Genomic DNA, 17,122 nt, shown 5'->3' on the forward strand with positions numbered 1-17,122 from the left:
AAACCGATCGCGAACGTGCCGAACGCCGCCAGCGTCCCGGCCACCGGCGAGAAGGTGGGGAAGAACAGCGGCCCCAGGACGAGCGCTCATCAGCCGCCGGCTCCCGCCAGGGCCGACGCCGGGTCCGGTGCCGCCGGGCCCGCCGGCGCCCAGCGGGCGCCCTTCTTGCGGTACGGCCACCATCGGCCGTCCCCGCCCAGACGGAGCTGGACGTCCGCGCCCGGCACCGTCCAGTGGCCGGGGGCGGACGCCCGCAGCGCGGGACGCTCGCCGTCCTCCCACGCCTCCGCCAGCAGCGCCTCCGCTCGCGCGAGGAGCTCCGGGGCGGGCGCCGCGTCCTCCTCCAGTACGGCGAGAGCGGGGGCCCCGCCGAGGCGCCACGCGCGCGTGGCCAGGGCCAGGTCCGCCTGGCGCCGGCCGGTGGCGGCGGCCAGCCGTACGGCGGCCCAGGAAGATGCACCGTCCGGCTCCAGCGCCGCCGCCAGCCGCACCGCGTCCTGAGCGGGCGTCAACTCCGGTTCCCAGGGCTGGTCCTCATGGCCGGGGCCCAGCGCGTCCGCCAGCATCCGGTGCGCCCGCGCCGCCGCGTCCGCCGCGAGGAGCTCCAGGGCGGCCGTGTCGACGCCCGGCGCCGGCTTCGCCTCCGTGTCGAGCGAGGGCGGCTCGCCCGGCTGTCCGGGCAGCGGGGGAGGGGCGGGCAGGGGCGGCAGGATGTCCCGCGCGGCGAAGGCCTCGTCGGCCCGTACGCCCGCGGACACGGCAGCCCCTGCGCGGTCGCCGTCGCCTTCCCCTTCCGCCCACTCCTCCCGTGCGGCGCGCGCCGCGCTCCGTACCTGCAACTCGTCCAGCAGCCGCCGCTCCCCGCGCCCCCGTACGAGCAGCAGCACGAAAGGATCCCGGTCGAGCAGCCGCGCCACCTGGTAGCAGAGGGCCGCCGTGTGCGGACAGTGGTCCCAGGCCTCACACGCGCACTCCGGCTCCAGGTCGCCGATGCCCGGCAGCAGTTCGATGCCGGCCGCCGCCGCGTCCTCCACGAGGTGCGGCGGCATGTCCCGGTCCAGCAGCGCCGCGATGTGGCCCGCCCGGTCCACCGCCATGTCGAGGAACCGGTCCCACTCCTCGTCCGTCAGCTCCTGCAGCAGGACATCGCTCCGCTGCGCCGTGCCGTCCCGGTCCGTCACGACCGCGGTGATCCGCCCGGGCCGTACCGACACCGCCCCCACGGCGCCGTCACGCGCGTGCTTGCGGCCCTTCTTCAGCTGCAGGCCGTCGAGAGCCGTGTCCTCCAGGGCCTTCAGCCACGCCCGGCCCCACCAGGTCTCGGCGAAACCCCGACCCCTCGCGGGAGGGAGCGCCGCGAACGTAAGCTCCGCGTCCGTACGCGTCGTGTCGTCCCGATGGCTCATCGTCCGCTCCCTCGCAGCTCCACCAGCTCCGCCAGTTCGGCGTCGGTCAGTTCGGTCAGCGCGGCCTCGCCGGCGCCGAGGACGGCGTCGGCCAGCTCCTTCTTGCGCGCCAGCATGGCGGCGATCCGGTCCTCGACGGTGCCCTCGGCGACGAGCCGGTGCACCTGCACGGGCTGGGTCTGTCCGATCCGGTACGCCCGGTCCGTGGCCTGCGCCTCGACGGCGGGGTTCCACCAGCGGTCGTAGTGCACGACGTGCCCGGCACGCGTGAGGTTGAGCCCGGTGCCGGCCGCCTTCAGCGACAGCAGGAAGACCGGCACCTCACCCTCCTGGAACCGGGCCACCATCGCCTCCCGCGCGGCCACCGGCGTGCCGCCGTGCAGGAACTGGGTGCGTACGCCCCGCGCCGCCAGGTGCCGCTCCAGCAGCCGCGCCATCGCCACGTACTGCGTGAACACCAGCACGCTCGCCCCCTCCGCGAGGAGGGTGTCCAGCAGTTCGTCCAGCAGTTCCAGCTTCCCGGACCGGCCGGCGATCCGGGGGTCGTCCTCCTTCAGGTACTGGGCGGGGTGGTTGCAGATCTGTTTGAGCGCGGTGAGCAGCTTGACCACCAGGCCCCGCCGCTCCATCCCGTCCGCCTCGGCGACGGCCGCCAGCGTCTCGCGCACCACCGCCTCGTACAGCCCGGTCTGTTCCGCCGTCAGCGACACGGCGCGGTCGGTCTCCGTCTTCGGCGGCAGCTCCGGCGCGATCCCGGGGTCGGACTTGCGGCGTCGCAGCAGGAACGGCCGGACCAGCGCCGCGAGCCGCTCGGCGGCGGCCGGGTCGGTGCCGCCCTCCACGGCGTCGGCGTAGCGGCTGCGGAACGTCCCGAGGCGGCCCAGGAGTCCGGGCGTGGTCCAGTCGAGGATGGCCCACAGTTCGGAGAGGTTGTTCTCCACCGGTGTGCCGGTCAGCGCCACACGCGCGCGTGCGCCGATGGTGCGCAGCTGCCGGGCGGTCGCCGAGTAGGGGTTCTTCACGTGCTGCGCCTCGTCGATGACGACCATGCCCCAGTCCACCCCCGCGAGCCGCTCCGCGTCGAGCCGCATGGTGCCGTAGGTGGTCAGGACGAACTCGCCGTCGGCCAGGCCGCCCAGGACACGCGTGGGCCCGTGGAAGCGGCGCACCGGGGTGCCCGGCGCGAACTTCTCCACCTCGCGCTGCCAGTTGCCCATCAGGGACGTGGGGCAGACGACGAGCGTGGGGCCGGCTGCGGATGGATCGGTCCGCCGGTGCAGATGCAGCGCGATCAAGGTGATCGTCTTGCCCAGGCCCATGTCGTCGGCGAGGCAGGCGCCGAGGCCGAGAGAGGTCATGCGGTGCAGCCAGTTCAGGCCGCGCAGCTGGTAGTCGCGCAGGGTCGCGGCGAGCGCCGTGGGCTGACCGACCTCCGGCGTCCCGCCCTCTGGGTCCGCGAGCCGGTCCCGCAGCGCCCGCAGCCATCCCGTCGCCTGTACGTCGACCCGGCGGCCGTCCACCTCCGTGCTGCCGGTCAGTACGGCGCCGAGCGCGTCGACCGGGGTGAGGGCCCGGTCCCGCGTGTCACGGGCCCGCCGTACCTCCTCCGGGTCGATGAGGACCCACTGGTCGCGCAGCCGCACGACGGGACGGGCGGCCTCGGCCAGCCGGTCCAGCTCGGCCCGCGTGAGGGGCTGGTCGCCCAGCGCGAACCGCCAGTTGAAGGCGAGCAGCGCGTCGGCGGAGAGGAACGCCGGCAGCGCCGAGGCGTCTCCGTACGCCCCGCCGCCCGCCGCGTTCCCCGCGTCGTCCTCCGGCGGGCCGATTACCACGTGGGCGGTCAGCGAACGCGCCAGCTGTTTGGGCCAGTGCACCTGTACGCCGGTCGCCGCCAACGCCCGTGCCGCCTCGCCCAGCAGCTCGGCGACCTCGTCGTCGGCCAGGTCGACCGCGTCGGGCACGGCGGCCGAGAGCAGCGGTGCCAGCGGCGGCCAGGCACGCGCGGCGCGGCGCAGCGCGACCAGCGCGTCCATCCGGGCGCCCGCGTCGCCGATCTCGGGGGCCGCACCCGACCACACGTCGGCGGCGTCGGCGACCAGCGCCGGATCGTTGACGCTGTGCATCTGCACCACGGCACGGAAGGCGGGACCTTCGGCGGTGTCCAGCCCTTCGGCCGTGTCCAGTCCCGTCGCCTCGACGCGCAGCGACACCCGTACGCCCGCGTCGTGGCCGGCCGCGACGTCCGCCGCCCACGCGCGCTGCTCCGGCACATGCTGGGGGGCCCGCTCCGCGTACGCGCCGCCGCCCGCGAGGAGGGGCGCCGCGGGTGTACGCGGCAGTGCGTCGGCGACCGCGTCCAGGAACGCCCGCAGCAGCCGCTCCGGTTGGGACAGCAGCACCATGCCGTCGTCCGCCGTGCCGACGGGCACCGCGTGGGCGTCCGGCGGCATCGAAGCGGCCAGCGTACGGAGCCGCTCCAGGTCCTCGGCGGCGAGCGGTCCCACCCGCCAGGCGTCGTGGTCCGTCGCGCTCAGGCCGGGCAGCAGGCGCCCGCGTGCCACCAGCTGCAGGGCCATCAGGGCGGCCGCGCCCCAGAACGCCACGGAGGGGGAGGCGTGGGGGGAGAGGCGGGCCCGGGTGAGGAGGGGCAGAGCGTCGGACACGGGGACCGTCAGTGCCCGTACGGTCCGGGCGGCCGGCCCACCGCCGTCACCGGCCTCGCCGTTCCCGTCGTCCTCTCCGTTCCCGTCGTCTGTGACGACGGTCAGGTCCTCGACCGCGGTGGCGCCCGTCACCGAGGGCTCGGCGCCGTCAGGGAGAAGGAACCCGAAACGCCCCGCACGGGCGGGGTCGGCGGCCAGGAAGACCGTGGAACAGCGGAGCAGCAGGGGCAGTTGAGCGGGTCGGGCGACGTCGGGGCGAGGGGAGGGCGTTGCTTCGGTGAGTCTCTGCACAGCGCTGACGCATTCCTCAAATTTGACTAGTGCGAGCCGGAGCCGCCGAGGGTACCGGACGGCGTCTCGCCACGCGCCCAAGAACGTCGTGACATAGCCCACTTCGCGCCCAGGGTGCAGTTAGCACCACCCCAGTACGCTGGAAAGCCCCCGCCCGCTTCCGGGTGCTGGTGCCATGGCTCTGGGCGCTCGCTCATCCGTACGTTCATCAGGTCGGCGCATGTCAGCGCACGGACCAACCTCCGGAGAACCCATGCCCCAGGCCTTTGCCGCCCTCGCCGCCCCGCCGCCCTCACCGCCCGCCACCGCCGCCCGGGGCGCCCAGCGCCCCGCCAGCGAGTTCACGCCCCTGCTGCGCACCGTCAAGGAGCAAGGGCTGCTGGAGCGCCGCACCGGCTGGTACGCGCTCGGCATCACCGCCAACCTGCTCGCGCTGACGGCCGTCGCTGTCGGGCTGGTGCTCTTCGGGCACTCCTGGTGGTCCCTGCTACTCGCCGTCCCGCTCGCCCTGCTGTCCGCCCGCGCCGCCTTCTACGGCCACGACGCGGGCCACGCCCAGATCAGCGCGGACAAGCGCACGGACCGCCTGATCCAGCTCCTCCACGCCAACCTGCTGCTCGGCATGAGCCAGGAGTGGTGGAACGACAAGCACAACCGCCACCACGCCAACCCCAACCACGAGGACAAGGACCCGGACGTGGCCCCGGACGTCCTCGTCTTCTCCCCGCACCAGGCCGAGGGCCGCTCCGGACTGCGCGGCTGGCTCACCCGCCACCAGGCATGGCTGTTCTTCCCGCTGACCACGCTCGAAGGGCTCGCCCTGAAGGTGTACGGCTTCCAGGCGCTGTTCTCCAAGGACGGACCGCGCCTGACCCCGCGCGAGCGCCTCGTCGAAGGCGGCCTGCTGTTCGCCCACGTCGCCGGGTACGCCACGCTGCTGCTGACCACCATGTCCGTCGGACAGGCCGTGGTCTTCGCCCTGATCCACCAGATGCTGCTCGGTGTCCACCTGGGGATGGCCTTCGCGCCCAACCACAAGGGCATGGAAGTCCCCGACCCGGACGGCGAGCCGTGGGGCCATCTGCGCCGCCAGGTGCTCACCTCCCGCAACATCCGCGGCGGAGCCCTCACCGACTGGTTCCTCGGCGGCCTGAACTACCAGGTCGAACACCACCTCTTCCCGAACATGCCCCGCCCCCACCTGCGGCTCGCCCAGCCCCTGGTCCGCGCCCACTGCCGCGCGCTCGGCGTCCGGTACACCGAAACCGGCTTCGTCGACTCGTACCGCCAGGCCCTGGGGCATCTGCACCAGGTCGGCGAGCCGCTCCGCGCCTCGTAGGCGCGGGGCCGGGGAACCCGGACGCCCGATCCGGCGTTCTCCAGGGCAGAGAGCGGCCCCGGCCGTCGAGGAGGCGTCGAACATGTCGACAAGGACCAAAATCATCATCGGGGGAGTGGCCGTCGGCCTCCTCCTGATGCCGCTGATCGGATTCTGGCTGTCCCTGCTGGTACTGCTCGGCGTGCCCGCCGTGGCCTACCTGGCCCTGGACCCCGGCCAGCGACGCAGGCTCCGCCGCGTCGCCCGCAAGGAGCTGGGGCGCTAAAGGGCCTGTCTTCCGGATCTTGCCGGGCTCGCGACGCCTGGCACCGCTCCCCCAGAGCTTCGCCTGGGGGGTGCCCCCAGCCGCGTTGTCGTCGGTCGCCAATGGCCCCCGTAGCCCTTCGGGCACGGGGGTGCCCCCACCGCAGTGGCTGCCTCCTCCGCCTTGCGATGCACGGCACCAGACGCCGCTCCCTGATCCGGCCTGATCGACAAGACACCCCCTAACCGGCGGCCGTCCAGTAGGCGGCTAGCTTGTTCATGATCATTGGTCGTTCAATGATCATCCGTATGGGAGAGGGGAGCTCCACGCGATGGGCGGGACGGTCACGACGGTCAGCAGCCATGGGGAGCACGGGTTCAGCAAGGCGAACCGGCCGGCGATCACCCTGCTGGCCGGGCTCGGAGTGGAGGGGGACGCCCACGCGGGCGTCACGGTCAAACACCGCTCCCGTGTCGCTCAGGACCCCACCCAGCCCAACCTCCGCCAAGTGCACCTGATCCACCAGGAGCTCTTCGACGAGGTCGCCGCGGCGGGCTTCACCGTCGCCCCCGGCGACCTCGGGGAGAACATCACCACCCGCGGCATCGACCTGCTCGGCCTGCCGACCGGCACCCTGCTGCGCATAGGCCGGGAGGCCGTCGTCGAGATCACCGGCCTGCGCAACCCCTGCGGGCAGATCGACGGCTTCCAGCACGGACTGCTGAAGCAGGTCGTCGGCCGCGACGAGGAGACGGGCGAGATCGTCCGCAAGGCCGGGATCATGGGCATCGTCAGGACCGGCGGAGTGGTCCGCCCCGGCGATCCCATCAAGGCCGAGCTCCCGGACGGACCGCACCGCCCGCTGGAACGGGTCTGAGCCGCGCACACGTGGGTACCCGACCGTGACACACGGTCGGAGGGAGACACCATGGAAGAGGACGACGAGCGGCGTCAGGGGCCCGGTGCGGACGGGTCCAAGGAGAGCCAGGCCGGCATCCCGAGGGATCTTCCCGACGAACAGGCGGGGAACGGCTCCGACCACTGGGACGCCGACCTCTCACGAGCGGCGGACGACACCCGCGGCGGCACCCCCGCCGGAGAACCCGCCCCCGTCGACGACCCGGAGGGCGGTCAGCCCGCCGAGGAGCCCGCCCCCGACGAACCCACCGGCTAGGGTCCCCCGCCCGTCAGGCCGGACGTACCGCCATCGCGTCGAGGGCCGCCAGCAGACCGGGCAGCCGCGGCCCACGCCCCACGGGGAGCACCTCGCGCGGCAGGTCGTCGAGGAGGACGAAGGCGATGTCGTCCGTCCGCGCCACCAGCGACCAGCCCGGCCCGTCCGCCCGCAGCAACCGCGCCCCGTCGGGTGCGAAACCGGAGCGCACCCGCCCCAGCGGCGGCGGGTCCTCCAGATAGCCGCCCAGCTCGTCCAGCACGCGCCGCAAGGCGGCCCTGCTCCGGTCCCCGGTGCCCTCGCCGCCGCCGAAGGCACCGATAGGTGTCCCGGCGCCCGCGGGAGTCTCCGATGGCGGCGCGAAGTCGCCGTCGCCGAGCCGGCTCCGCCAGGACGCCCAGTGCAGCGCCACCTCGTCCGCACCCAGCCGCCGCAGCGCCGGGCCCCAGGTGCCGGCGTTCGGAGGGCGCAGCGGGGCCGGCTCGTCGGGGCCCGTCACCGGGTCGTGCGGCGCGGGCAGCCCCGGCGCGGCGACCGCGAGCTCCAGCGGCCAGCCCGGCAGGGCCATGACCACGCTGCGCTCGTCGGGGGAGAGGTCGTACTCCATCCCGCAGTCCCACGACGCGATCGCGACGGCGACCAACGACACGTCGTCGACGGCCACCGTCCACCGTGCGCCGTCGCCGTCCTGCCCGAGCACCAGCCCGTACCCGTCGGCGTACGGCTCCAGGCCCAGCGCGGCGCACGCCTCGGGATAGTCGTCCCCGAGCACACTCGGGAACTGCGCGGGCGTCAGCAGTGCGGCCGTCAGCACGTACAGCGCGTCGTCCTCCGCCGCCCCGCCCGTCGTCCGGCCTGGCGCCTCTCCCACCGTCCCGCCCTCGGCGTCCCCGAGATCCCGCGTACCGGCCACGACACCCTCCCCTCCGGTTCCCCGGTGCCCGGTCCTCCGGTGTCCCCGGCCCTCCGGTTCCTCCGACCGGTGTTCCGGCCGCTTGCCGGCGCACCTTAACCAGCGAGTAACCCCCGCGTCGAGAGCCGGCCGCCCGGAGAACGGGCCGGTAGGCCGACGACGTCAGGCGGCGGGCAGTCCCAGGAGGCTCCGAGCCACGCTCTGGGGCGACTCGTTCCGCTCCCGCGCGAGGGCGATGACCGCGCGGCAGGCCAGCTCGCTGACCCCGAACGACAGCGCCTCCGGCGAGACCCAGCCCGTCGCCTCGTCGGCCCTTTCCTGGTCGTCGTCCGCGCACGCGGACACGTACACCGCCGCCGCCTCGAAGAGGTTGTGCTGCCGGGAGCGGGGGGAGCCGTACCCGCCCTCCGGCGCCGGGGGCTTGGGGAACCTGGGGTACCTGAAGAATGTGCGGAGTCTGCTGAACACCGGGCCCACCTTCCCCTCGACCTGGACTGCCCCTCCAACGTAGGGCCCGCTCCCCGGCTGCAGAAGAGGACGTCAGTACTGATGTTCGTCCCGTACGGCGAGGGCCAGGAAGCGGTCGTCCTCGTCCGCGTACGACACCATCCGCCACCCCGAACCCGCCAGCAGCGGGCGCAGGTTGGGCTCGGCGCGCAGATCGTCGGCGGAGAGCGGCCGTCCATGACGCGCGGCCAGGGCGGCGCGGCCGACCGCGTGGAACAGCGCCAGCCGCCCGCCGGGCCGGACGACCCGGGCCAGCTCCCGCAGATCGTCCGCCGGCCGGGGCAGGTGCGAGACGAGGCCGGCGCCGAAGACGGCGTCCAGTACGCCGTCGCGCAGCGGCAGCCGGGCCACATCGGCGAGCAGCAGCGTCCCGCTGCCGTCGCGCCGGGCCCGTACCGCCGCCGCCAGCATCGCGGGGGTCACGTCCACCCCGATGACCGTGCCCGTCGGGCCCACGGCGTCCCGCAGGGGCGGCAGGGCGCGTCCGGTGCCGCAGCCCGCGTCGAGGACCGCGTCACCGGGGCGCAGCCCGAGCTCGTGGACGGCCGCCGCGAAAGCGGGGCCGTCGTCGGAAAACCGGGTGTCCCAGTCCGCCGCCCGGGCGGTGAAGAACTGCTGCACATCCGTGTGGTCATCGGCCATACGGACATGATCCCTCACGCCGCGGCCGCCCGGGCGGCCCCGTCCGCGACCAGGCGGTCGCGGACTACCGGCTACGGGCCACGGGCCACGGGCTACGCGGGCTACCTCTCCTCGTAGTCGTCCCGGTCGACACCGGCCTCTTCCAGCGCCTCGCGCATGGAGCGGCCGCCCTCCTGCCGTTCCCGGTCACGGTCCCGGGTCTCCTTGTCCGGACGGGCGGCCGAGGTGTCGTCGGTCGTCCTCGTCTTGGGGCGGTTCTCCTCGGGAACGGTCATCGCGGAACCCTTCTGTGTCGTGGTCGGAGGTGCGGGCGGCCGCTGCCGCCCGCGACCGGGTACCCAGGCCCCGGCACCGGAACGGTCACCCGGCTCACCGGCTCACCCGGTCGGGTCGCCGGCCGGCCGGGCGTGGTCGTCCCGGGGCGGATCGTCCGGCTCGCCGAACAGCACGTCCCGGCCGGCCGCGGCCGTGGGGAGCCCCCCGGCGGCCCTGGTTGCCCCGCCGCGTGGGTGCATCCGGTTGCCGACGCTCCGGTACGTGAACGGCAGGCCGGCCAGCCGCTCGGGGAGCAGGCAGTTCTTGCCGTCCACCACCACGGCGGGTGACGCCATCCGGGCACCGAGCGCCGACCAGTCGGCCTCGATCGTCTCGGGCCACTCGGTGAGGATCACCGCCGCACGGGCGCCCTCGACGGCCCTACGGAGGTCAGGGCACGGCCGGGCGCCGGGAAAGAGGCGGCCGAGGTGCTCGGCGTCCATGGCGGGGTCCCAGACCCGTACCCCTGCCACGTCCTCGAGCAGCTGCGGCACGACGACGCGGCTGGGAGCCGCCCGCATGTCGTCGCTCCACGGCTCGTAGCGCGCCCCCAGCACCGCGACCTCACAGCGCGCCAGGTCGTCACCGAGCTCCGCGCGCAGCGTGTCGCGGACCAGCCCGGGCTGCGCGCGGTTGACCGCGACCGCCGCGTCCAGCAGCGGGGTGGGCAGGCCGCGGGCCACCGCCCAGTGCGTCAACGCGGCGGTGTCCTTGGGCAGGCACGAGTCACCGAAACCGAGCCCGGGCTGGAGGAAGGCGTGCCCGATGCGCGGGTCGAGGCCCACGCCCTGCATCACGTGGTCGATGTTCAGCTCGGGAGCCGTGCACAGCCGGGCGAACTCGTTGGCGAAGCTGATCTTCATGGCGAGGAAGGTGTTGCTGGCGTACTTGACCATCTCCGCCGACGCCGGTGTCGTCACCACCCAGGGGCAGGCCAGCGGCCCGTACAACTCCCGCAGCGCCGGCAGGACGAGAGCCTGTGACCACAGGCCCACCACCACCCGCGACGGTGTCGACCAGTCGTCCAGGGCGCTGCCCTGGTTGAGGAACTCGGGAGTGTAGGCGTACCGGTCCCGCAGCTGCGGATACGCCACGAGGAAGCCGTCGCTCGTGCCCGGCGGCACCGTGGACTTGAGCACTACGTACGGCGCCGGGAGCAGGGCGGCCGCCTCCGCGAGCGCGACACCGACCTGGGAGAGGTCCGCCGAGCCGTCCTCGGTGGGCGGGGAGCCCACCGTGATCAGCACGACGTCGAAGGGCTCGCGGAGGTGCGTGTGCGCGAGATCGGGGGCGAACCGCAGCCGCCCGGTTCCCAGGGCGAGGGACAACTCCTCCTGGAGACCGGGCTCCGACACGGGCGTCCGGCCGGCCGTCAACGACTCCAGCCGCGTCGCGTCCCGTTCGATGCCGGTCACGTGGTGGCCCTGCCGTGCGAGGGCGACCGCTCCGGCCACTCCCACGTAGCCCTGCCCGACGACGGCGACACGCATAGGAGGCTCCTGACGCTGGTCCGGTGTGGCGGCCATGCCCAGCTTCACCGCGCCCTCACCGCCCGGCCACCCGCCACGGGCGGAAGGGTGACCGGCCCGGACGGCGCGGCCGTCCCGTCGCGGTGACGGAGCACTCTTGCCCTGCTCACGTCATTGCGGAAGGCTTACGGACGCAGGACGACCAAAGGGCGCGGGCCGACGGGCAAGACGCCGACGGGGAACGCAACAACAGTCGCAAGAACGGCCGCAACAACGGTCGCAACAACGCTCGTAAGAACGGGCGCGTGACCGCACGCGGGACCGAACGCGGACGAGGGGGAGATACGCACATGGCTCCGGACAAGGGACTCGACTGGCTGCTGGACGACCTGACGCAGCGGGTCGCGTACATACGGCACGCCCTGGTGCTGTCCAACGACGGCTTGGTGACCGGGGCGAGCAGCGGTCTCGCCCGCGAGGACGCGGAGCACCTCGCCGCGGTCTCCTCGGGGCTGCACAGCCTGGCCCGCGGGTCCGGGCGCCACTTCGGGGCCGGCAACGCGCGGCAGACGATGGTCGAGTTCGACGACGCGATGCTGTTCGTCACCGCCGCCGGCGAAGGCAGCTGCCTGTGCGTGCTGAGCGCCGCCGAGGCCGACGTCGGCCAGGTCGCCTACGAGATGACGCTGCTCGTCAACCGGGTCGGCGAGCACCTCGCGGTCGCCGCGCGGCGGCCCGGCGCCTGAGTTATCCACAGGCCTGACGCGACCGGCCTCCTCCGCGTTACCTTCGTGACACAGAGTGATGACACGCAGGGTGTCGCCTTTCACGGGGGAGGACCGTCATGACGGCCACCGAGACCACCGCACGCACCGTCGCCCTCGGGCGCGCCGCGCAGGAACTCTCGCTGAAGCCCAGCGAGTTCGACCTCGCGGTCCAACTCGGACTCGTGCGCACCGTGCCCGGCATCGGCACCGGCACCAGTACCGGCACGGGGGGTGGGCGGCGGCGCGTCGCCCAGACCGAGATCGACCGGCTGCGCGGCGCGCCCGACTTCCCGGACGGCCTGCGCGAGCGCGTCCGCACCGTCGGCACGGCCGAGGCGGCCGAGCTCGCCTCGATCACCGCCGACCGTTTCACCAAGCTCGCCAGGACCGGGCACTTCACGCCGGTGAGGTTCTACCTCAACCGCTACCGCGCCATCGTCTGGCTCTATCTCGCCGGTGAGGTACGGGAGTTCGCCGCGCACCACCCGGAGCTCCTCACCGGCAGGCTGCCCCACGCCCTGCGCACCAAGCTCGACGCCGGGGACGACGCCCGTCCGCGCAACTGGCGCGCCCGCCGCCTCGGCCTGCTGTTGCGCAGGGCGGAGGACCCCTGGGCTGCCGCGGCGGCCATCGCCACGCTGCTCGACCCCGTCCAGCTCGCCGAGGTGGTCGACGATCCGTACGAGCGCGCCTACCTCGACCGCCTGAGGCCGGCGCCTCCCTACGGCCGCCCCGAGTCCGTCTCCGCCCGCGAGATCGGCGACCGGCTGCTGCTGGCGGACGAGCCGGACGAGATCCTGTGGCACCGCCTCAACCTCGCGCTCACCCTCGACGAGGCCCGCGCGGTACGGCAGGCCCCACGCCCCGACGGCGGCGTCACCCCGGCACCCGACCCTGTACGGACCTCCACCACACCGGTCACCGGGGCGGCCTCCGCGTTTCCACCCGCGCGATCCGCGTCCGGGCGCAGCGGCCTGCTCGCCCGCCTCAGGCTGCGGCGCCGCAAGGCGGTGCCCGAGGTCCACGGGGGGCCCACCGGCCCCGGCCGGTCCAGCGGGCGGCGAGCGGCGACAGGGGCCGAGGCCCCTGCGTTCGGGGGTGAGTGACGGCGTCCGCGTGCCGGCGCCGGAGGCGGGCGCGGATCGGCAGCGCCCACGAGGCCGTCCGGCGAGAGACGGGCGACGGCCGACGGGCGACAAGCGGCGGGGGCGGACGGGCGCAGGCGCCGCGGGCGGCGCAGGGAACCCGCGGCCCGCACGGCGCGGAAGGGCGCGGCCGGCGGGTGCGAGTGCGTGTGCGGGTGCGGGCACGGCCCGAAGCGGCGGTCCGCGTGCGTGCGGCGCGCCGGGCGTGCACCATGGCCGCATGCTGCTGGCCCGTCTCGCGGAGGTCTCCCGCCAGGTCGCCGCCACCTCCGCGCGCTCGCGCAAGACCGCCGCCCTGGCCGACCTCTTCGCGGCGACCCCGCCCGAGGAGGCGCCGCTGGTCATCGCCTACCTCGCGGGACGCCTCCCGCAGGGGCGGATCGGCGTCGGCTGGAGCACGCTCAAGGACCCCGTCCCGCCGGCCGCCGAGGCCACGCTGACCGTCGCCGACACCGATGCCGCGTTCACGGCCCTCGCCCGGGTCGCCGGGCCCGGCGCGCAGGCCGAGCGGCAGCGTCTCGTGCGGGAGCTGATGGGCGCCGCCACCGCGCCCGAGCAGGAGTTCCTGCTGCGGCTGCTCACCGGAGAGGTCCGTCAGGGCGCGCTGGACGCCGTCGCCCTCGAAGGGGTCGCCCTGGCGGCCGCGGCGCCCGCCGCGGACGTACGGCGCGCTGTGATGCTCGACGGGTCGCTGCCACGGGTCGCCCAGGCGCTGCTCGCCGAGGGTCCGGCGGCCCTGGAGCGGTTCCGGCTGCGGGTCGGCAGCCCGGTGCAGCCCATGCTGGCGCACACGGCCAAGAGCGTCACCGAGGCGATCGCCGCGCTCGGCCCGTGCGTCGTGGAGGAGAAGCTCGACGGCATCCGCGTCCAGGTCCACCGCTCCGGCGACGACGTCCGCGTCTACACCCGCTCACTCGACGACATCACCGACCGCCTCCCCGAGATCACCACGACCGCCCTCGGTCTGGCGGGCGACGAGTTCGTCCTGGACGGCGAGGTGATCGCCCTCGACGCGGCCGGCCGCCCGGTTCCCTTCCAGGACATCGCCTCCCGCGTCGGCTCGCGCCTCGACGTGACGACCGCGGCGGCCGCGCTGCCCGTGTCCCCGGTCTTCTTCGACGTCCTCGCAGCGGACGGCCATGTCCTGCTGGACCTGCCCGGCCACGAGCGGCACACCGAGCTCGCCCGCCTGGTCCCCGAACCGATGCGGGTACGCCGTACCGTCGTCCAGGACCCCTCCGACCCGGCCGGCACCGAGGCGGCGGAGGCCTTCTTCGCCGACACCCTGCGCCGCGGCCACGAAGGCGTGCTGGTCAAGGCACTCGACGCGCCGTACAGCGCGGGCCGGCGGGGCCGCTCCTGGCTGAAGGTGAAACCGGTGCACACCCTCGACCTGGTCGTGCTCGCCGCCGAGTGGGGCCACGGCCGCCGCACCGGCCTGCTCTCCAATCTGCACCTGGGGGCGCGCGCCGCCGACGGCTCGTTCGTCATGCTGGGCAAGACGTTCAAGGGCCTGACCGACGCCATGCTCCACTGGCAGACGGAACGGCTGCGTGAACTGGCCGTCGAGGACGACGGTTTCACCGTCCGTGTCCGCCCGGAGCTCGTCGTGGAGATCGCCTACGACGGCCTCCAGCGTTCGCCCCGCTATCCCGCCGGGGTCACCCTGCGCTTTGCCCGCGTCGTACGCCACCGTCCCGACAAGCGGGCCGAGGAGGCGGACACCGTCGACCAGGTGCTCGCGAGCGGACCTCAGGGGGCGTCCCGCATCGTGTAGCGGTGCCGGACCCACAGCGGCAGGACGTACCAGCACACCAGGTACCAGCCCACCACGCCCGCGACCAGCCACGGCACGAAGTGGTCGCTGGTGGCGACGCGCAACACCAGGAACAGCGCCGACACGAGTGTCGCCAGCAGCAGCAGAAGCCCGATGAAGGTCAGCCGGGACGCCCACTGCACGGTCTGCGGTTTGATCCGCCGCCCGGCCACGATCCGGTGGAACGACACCGGGCCTATCAGCGCCCCGGTAGCCGAGGCGCCGAGCGCGACCGTTGCGATGTAGATGCCCTTGTCGGTGGAGGCCAGCTCCTGGTACCGCGGGGTGAACACCACCGTGAGCAGGAAACCGAAGAGGATCTGCACGCCCGTCTGGGCCACCCGGATCTCCTGGATCAGCTCACCCCAGCGCCGGTCCGCGCGCTCCTCCTCCGTCTCGTTCCGCCCCCGTGCCAGCCCCGAGGCGCTCTTGGCGCCGCGTCCGGCGGCACGCCCCGAAGCGCCTCTCTCGTCCTGGTCCGCCATGTCTGCCTCCCGCGGTCGGCTTGAGCACTTCCCTTGTATCCCGGCGGAACCCGCTCAACCAGGGTGGTACGGCACCCGACGGAACTCCGCGGGTGTCGCGCCGCCCGGTAAGGGCCGACGGCTCCCTCGCACCCATGCTCGTACGAAAAACGGAAACGGAAACGGGAACAGCAGGGAAACCGGCACCGGAAACCGGCACCGGAATGCGGCAGTGGAATCCGGCGCCGGGATCCGGAAGCGGAAGCGACGGAGGAAGAGAGACGACATGACGACCCGCGCGGCGGTCTTCGACGTGGACGGCACCCTCGCCGACACCAATCACCTGCACGTCGTCAGCTGGTGGGAGGCGTTCCGGCAGGCCGGGCACGACGTACCCATGCACGCCGTCCACCGCTCCATCGGCCTCGGCTCCCACGACCTGATCGCCCGCATCCTCGGCGAGGACCGCGACCGCGACCGCGACGACGAGCTCAGCGCGGCCCACAAGACCCTCTACGGCACCTACTTCGACCGGCTGCCGGCCTTCCGGGACGCGGGCCGGCTCCTGCGGACGCTGGCGTCGGACGGCTGGACGGTCGTCCTCGCCACCTCCGCCGGGGGTGCGGAGCTGTCCGCCCTGCGCCGTGCCATCGACGCCGACGACGCCATCACCGCCACCGCGAGCGCCGACGACGTGGAGGAGGGCAAACCCGCACCGGAGCCGGTGCGGCACGCGCTGGAGCTGGCCGGGGCACCCGCCGACACCGCGGTCTTCGTGGGGGACACGGTGTGGGACATGCGCGCGGGGACCCGCGCCGGCGTCACCTGTGTGGGGCTGCTGTGCGGCGGCATCCCGCGCGCCGACCTGACGGAGGCGGGGGCCGCCGTGATCCACGACGACCCCGCCGACCTGCTCGCGCACCTGGAGGACGGTCCGTTCGGCCGCCCCACCCCCTGACCCGACCGCCCCGCCGCCTCCCGGCGCGCACCCGTCACTTGCCGAGTTCGCGCTGGAGCTCGGCCTTGTTCATGGACGACCGGCCCTGGACGCCCTTGCGCTTGGCCTCCTCGTACAGCTGGTCGTACGTGGCCTCCTTCGACCCGCCGCCGCCCGACTGCCGACCGCCCCGCTTGGCGCCGGACGACGAGGACGTGTCCTTCGACGACTGGCTCGACCGGCTGGACTTGTTCGACTGGCTCGACTTGCCGGAGCGGCTCGAACCACCCGAACTCTTGGCCTCACCGCTCTGCGCCCGCTGCTTGTTCACCGTCCGGGCGGCGATCTCCTCGGACCGCTCCTCGCTCGCGCCGCGCTTCTTCGAGCTCTCCTTGATGTGCTCGTACTGCCGCTCCCGCTTGGGGCTGGATCCTGCGGGCATTGTTCCTCCTTACGGCCCCCCTTGCCTGTGCTCACCCTCGTACCAGGCGCCCACCCCCGCAAACGCGCGCCCCGGATCCAGATTGGAGCTCCGGAGGCGAGGTATGCGTGCCTGTACGACGCTGAACGGGTACCCCCTGCGGACCAGCGGACGAAGGAGTGGAGCGACGTGGAGAACAAGGCAACGAAGAACCACCCTGCGGACTGTGACGTCACCGTCCAGCTGAGCGACTGCGGTCGCGAGGAGGCGCGCATCGTCTTCGACACGCTCGACCACGTCTTCTCGGCCTGTGACGCGCCCGCCACCGGACCGGAGCAGCGCCACGACCACGAGCCGACCGTCTGGGTGGCGACGTTCGACAGCTCGGCGCACTCGAGCGAGCAGCCCCCCGGCCCGCCGCACCTCGGACACCCCGTCCAGGCCCTGCTGACGGGCGACCACCAGGCGGTGGCCGAGGTGGAGAAGGCGCTCGGCCGCCTCTTCGAGGTACGCACCTCCGAGTCGGTGTCCGGCGAGCACGAGAAGGAGTCGCGCCTGCTGCTCGCCCCGCGCTGAGCCGCCGCTCATTCTCATCCCCGCGACCGTCCG

The 17,122-nt window shown here is 73.9% G+C and carries 18 protein-coding genes; 9 read left to right on the forward strand and 9 right to left on the reverse strand.

Features of this window, described 5'->3' with window-relative positions:
• Nucleotides 1-89: 89 nt before the first annotated feature.
• Nucleotides 90-1,406 carry an SWF or SNF family helicase gene (locus AB0A69_RS27010; protein ID WP_361427246.1) on the reverse strand — a complete coding sequence of 439 codons (1,317 nt, stop codon included), beginning with the start codon at nucleotides 1,404-1,406 and terminating at the stop codon, nucleotides 90-92.
• A complete protein-coding gene (locus AB0A69_RS27015; protein ID WP_361427249.1) occupies nucleotides 1,403-4,360 on the reverse strand; it encodes a DEAD/DEAH box helicase in 2,958 nt (985 codons plus the stop codon). Before AB0A69_RS27015 ends, AB0A69_RS27010 begins: the two co-directional genes overlap by 4 nt.
• 253 nt (nucleotides 4,361-4,613) lie before the next feature.
• Between AB0A69_RS27015 and AB0A69_RS27020 the strand changes: the two genes are divergently transcribed.
• The 4 genes from AB0A69_RS27020 (at nucleotide 4,614) to AB0A69_RS27035 (ending at nucleotide 7,117) form a co-directional block, all read left to right on the forward strand.
• Complete coding sequence (locus AB0A69_RS27020; protein ID WP_361427252.1) at nucleotides 4,614-5,699, forward strand: acyl-CoA desaturase; 1,086 nt, start codon at nucleotides 4,614-4,616, stop codon at nucleotides 5,697-5,699.
• An 82-nt stretch (nucleotides 5,700-5,781) separates the two neighbouring features.
• Nucleotides 5,782-5,964, forward strand: coding sequence for a hypothetical protein (locus tag AB0A69_RS27025; RefSeq protein WP_361427255.1), 183 nt, complete (start codon nucleotides 5,782-5,784; stop codon nucleotides 5,962-5,964).
• Between the two features lie 310 nt (nucleotides 5,965-6,274).
• On the forward strand, nucleotides 6,275-6,820 hold the full coding sequence (locus AB0A69_RS27030) for an MOSC domain-containing protein (RefSeq protein WP_361427258.1): 546 nt from the start codon (nucleotides 6,275-6,277) through the stop codon (nucleotides 6,818-6,820).
• Nucleotides 6,821-6,871: 51 nt separating this feature from the next.
• A complete protein-coding gene (locus AB0A69_RS27035; RefSeq protein WP_361427261.1) occupies nucleotides 6,872-7,117 on the forward strand; it encodes a hypothetical protein in 246 nt (81 codons plus the stop codon).
• Between the two features lie 13 nt (nucleotides 7,118-7,130).
• Here AB0A69_RS27035 and AB0A69_RS27040 read toward each other — a convergent pair whose 3' ends face one another.
• The 5 genes from AB0A69_RS27040 to AB0A69_RS27060 all read right to left on the reverse strand — a co-directional run bounded on the left by AB0A69_RS27040 (nucleotide 7,131) and on the right by AB0A69_RS27060 (nucleotide 10,984).
• On the reverse strand, nucleotides 7,131-7,988 hold the full coding sequence (locus AB0A69_RS27040; RefSeq protein WP_361427592.1) for a hypothetical protein: 858 nt from the start codon (nucleotides 7,986-7,988) through the stop codon (nucleotides 7,131-7,133).
• Nucleotides 7,989-8,192: 204 nt separating this feature from the next.
• Nucleotides 8,193-8,498: a hypothetical protein gene (locus AB0A69_RS27045; protein WP_361427264.1), complete on the reverse strand. Its 306-nt coding sequence runs from the start codon at nucleotides 8,496-8,498 to the stop codon at nucleotides 8,193-8,195.
• A 72-nt stretch (nucleotides 8,499-8,570) separates the two neighbouring features.
• A complete protein-coding gene (locus tag AB0A69_RS27050; RefSeq protein ID WP_361427267.1) occupies nucleotides 8,571-9,179 on the reverse strand; it encodes a methyltransferase domain-containing protein in 609 nt (202 codons plus the stop codon).
• Between the two features lie 101 nt (nucleotides 9,180-9,280).
• Entirely contained in the window at nucleotides 9,281-9,454 is a 174-nt protein-coding gene (locus AB0A69_RS27055; RefSeq protein ID WP_361427270.1) for a hypothetical protein, read from the reverse strand.
• 102 nt (nucleotides 9,455-9,556) lie between these two features.
• Nucleotides 9,557-10,984: a nucleotide sugar dehydrogenase gene (locus AB0A69_RS27060; protein ID WP_361427273.1), complete on the reverse strand. Its 1,428-nt coding sequence runs from the start codon at nucleotides 10,982-10,984 to the stop codon at nucleotides 9,557-9,559.
• 329 nt (nucleotides 10,985-11,313) lie between these two features.
• Between AB0A69_RS27060 and AB0A69_RS27065 the strand changes: the two genes are divergently transcribed.
• The 3 genes from AB0A69_RS27065 to AB0A69_RS27075 all read left to right on the forward strand — a co-directional run bounded on the left by AB0A69_RS27065 (nucleotide 11,314) and on the right by AB0A69_RS27075 (nucleotide 14,652).
• Nucleotides 11,314-11,709 (forward strand): roadblock/LC7 domain-containing protein, encoded by a 396-nt coding sequence (locus tag AB0A69_RS27065; protein ID WP_361427276.1) that lies wholly within the window; start codon nucleotides 11,314-11,316, stop codon nucleotides 11,707-11,709.
• A gap of 98 nt (nucleotides 11,710-11,807) precedes the next feature.
• Nucleotides 11,808-12,836 (forward strand): DUF6397 family protein, encoded by a 1,029-nt coding sequence (locus tag AB0A69_RS27070; protein ID WP_361427279.1) that lies wholly within the window; start codon nucleotides 11,808-11,810, stop codon nucleotides 12,834-12,836.
• 259 nt (nucleotides 12,837-13,095) lie between these two features.
• The gene (locus tag AB0A69_RS27075; protein ID WP_361427282.1) at nucleotides 13,096-14,652 is read left to right on the forward strand and encodes an ATP-dependent DNA ligase; all 1,557 of its coding nucleotides are present in this window, start codon (nucleotides 13,096-13,098) and stop codon (nucleotides 14,650-14,652) included.
• Here the strand turns inward: AB0A69_RS27075 and AB0A69_RS27080 are convergent.
• Nucleotides 14,628-15,176, reverse strand: a complete 549-nt coding sequence (locus tag AB0A69_RS27080) for a DUF6328 family protein (RefSeq protein ID WP_361427285.1) — start codon at nucleotides 15,174-15,176, stop codon at nucleotides 14,628-14,630. The genes AB0A69_RS27075 and AB0A69_RS27080 overlap by 25 nt on opposite strands.
• A 265-nt stretch (nucleotides 15,177-15,441) precedes the next feature.
• Here AB0A69_RS27080 and AB0A69_RS27085 point away from each other — a divergent pair, with 265 nt between their 5' ends.
• Nucleotides 15,442-16,113, forward strand: coding sequence for an HAD family hydrolase (locus AB0A69_RS27085; RefSeq protein ID WP_361427287.1), 672 nt, complete (start codon nucleotides 15,442-15,444; stop codon nucleotides 16,111-16,113).
• A gap of 34 nt (nucleotides 16,114-16,147) precedes the next feature.
• Here the strand turns inward: AB0A69_RS27085 and AB0A69_RS27090 are convergent, their stop codons facing one another.
• On the reverse strand, nucleotides 16,148-16,534 hold the full coding sequence (locus AB0A69_RS27090; RefSeq protein WP_361427290.1) for a plasmid stabilization protein: 387 nt from the start codon (nucleotides 16,532-16,534) through the stop codon (nucleotides 16,148-16,150).
• A 168-nt stretch (nucleotides 16,535-16,702) separates the two neighbouring features.
• On the opposite strand from AB0A69_RS27090, the gene AB0A69_RS27095 reads away from it, so the two are divergent.
• Nucleotides 16,703-17,089 (forward strand): hypothetical protein, encoded by a 387-nt coding sequence (locus AB0A69_RS27095; protein WP_361427293.1) that lies wholly within the window; start codon nucleotides 16,703-16,705, stop codon nucleotides 17,087-17,089.
• The last annotated feature ends 33 nt before the right edge of the window (nucleotides 17,090-17,122 follow it).

This window comes from Streptomyces sp. NPDC045431 (genome assembly GCF_040646655.1).
Classification (GTDB): domain Bacteria; phylum Actinomycetota; class Actinomycetes; order Streptomycetales; family Streptomycetaceae; genus Streptomyces.

Coding starts and splice junctions, on each gene's coding strand:
- AB0A69_RS27010 (WP_361427246.1), bottom strand. CDS start 1,406: ATGAGCCATCGGGACGACACGACGCGTACGGACGCGGAGCTTACGTTC.
- AB0A69_RS27020 (WP_361427252.1), top strand. CDS start 4,614: ATGCCCCAGGCCTTTGCCGCCCTCGCCGCCCCGCCGCCCTCACCGCCC.
- AB0A69_RS27025 (WP_361427255.1), top strand. CDS start 5,782: ATGTCGACAAGGACCAAAATCATCATCGGGGGAGTGGCCGTCGGCCTC.
- AB0A69_RS27030 (WP_361427258.1), top strand. CDS start 6,275: ATGGGCGGGACGGTCACGACGGTCAGCAGCCATGGGGAGCACGGGTTC.
- AB0A69_RS27035 (WP_361427261.1), top strand. CDS start 6,872: ATGGAAGAGGACGACGAGCGGCGTCAGGGGCCCGGTGCGGACGGGTCC.
- AB0A69_RS27050 (WP_361427267.1), bottom strand. CDS start 9,179: ATGGCCGATGACCACACGGATGTGCAGCAGTTCTTCACCGCCCGGGCG.
- AB0A69_RS27055 (WP_361427270.1), bottom strand. CDS start 9,454: ATGACCGTTCCCGAGGAGAACCGCCCCAAGACGAGGACGACCGACGAC.
- AB0A69_RS27060 (WP_361427273.1), bottom strand. CDS start 10,984: ATGCGTGTCGCCGTCGTCGGGCAGGGCTACGTGGGAGTGGCCGGAGCG.
- AB0A69_RS27065 (WP_361427276.1), top strand. CDS start 11,314: ATGGCTCCGGACAAGGGACTCGACTGGCTGCTGGACGACCTGACGCAG.
- AB0A69_RS27070 (WP_361427279.1), top strand. CDS start 11,808: ATGACGGCCACCGAGACCACCGCACGCACCGTCGCCCTCGGGCGCGCC.
- AB0A69_RS27075 (WP_361427282.1), top strand. CDS start 13,096: ATGCTGCTGGCCCGTCTCGCGGAGGTCTCCCGCCAGGTCGCCGCCACC.
- AB0A69_RS27080 (WP_361427285.1), bottom strand. CDS start 15,176: ATGGCGGACCAGGACGAGAGAGGCGCTTCGGGGCGTGCCGCCGGACGC.
- AB0A69_RS27085 (WP_361427287.1), top strand. CDS start 15,442: ATGACGACCCGCGCGGCGGTCTTCGACGTGGACGGCACCCTCGCCGAC.
- AB0A69_RS27090 (WP_361427290.1), bottom strand. CDS start 16,534: ATGCCCGCAGGATCCAGCCCCAAGCGGGAGCGGCAGTACGAGCACATC.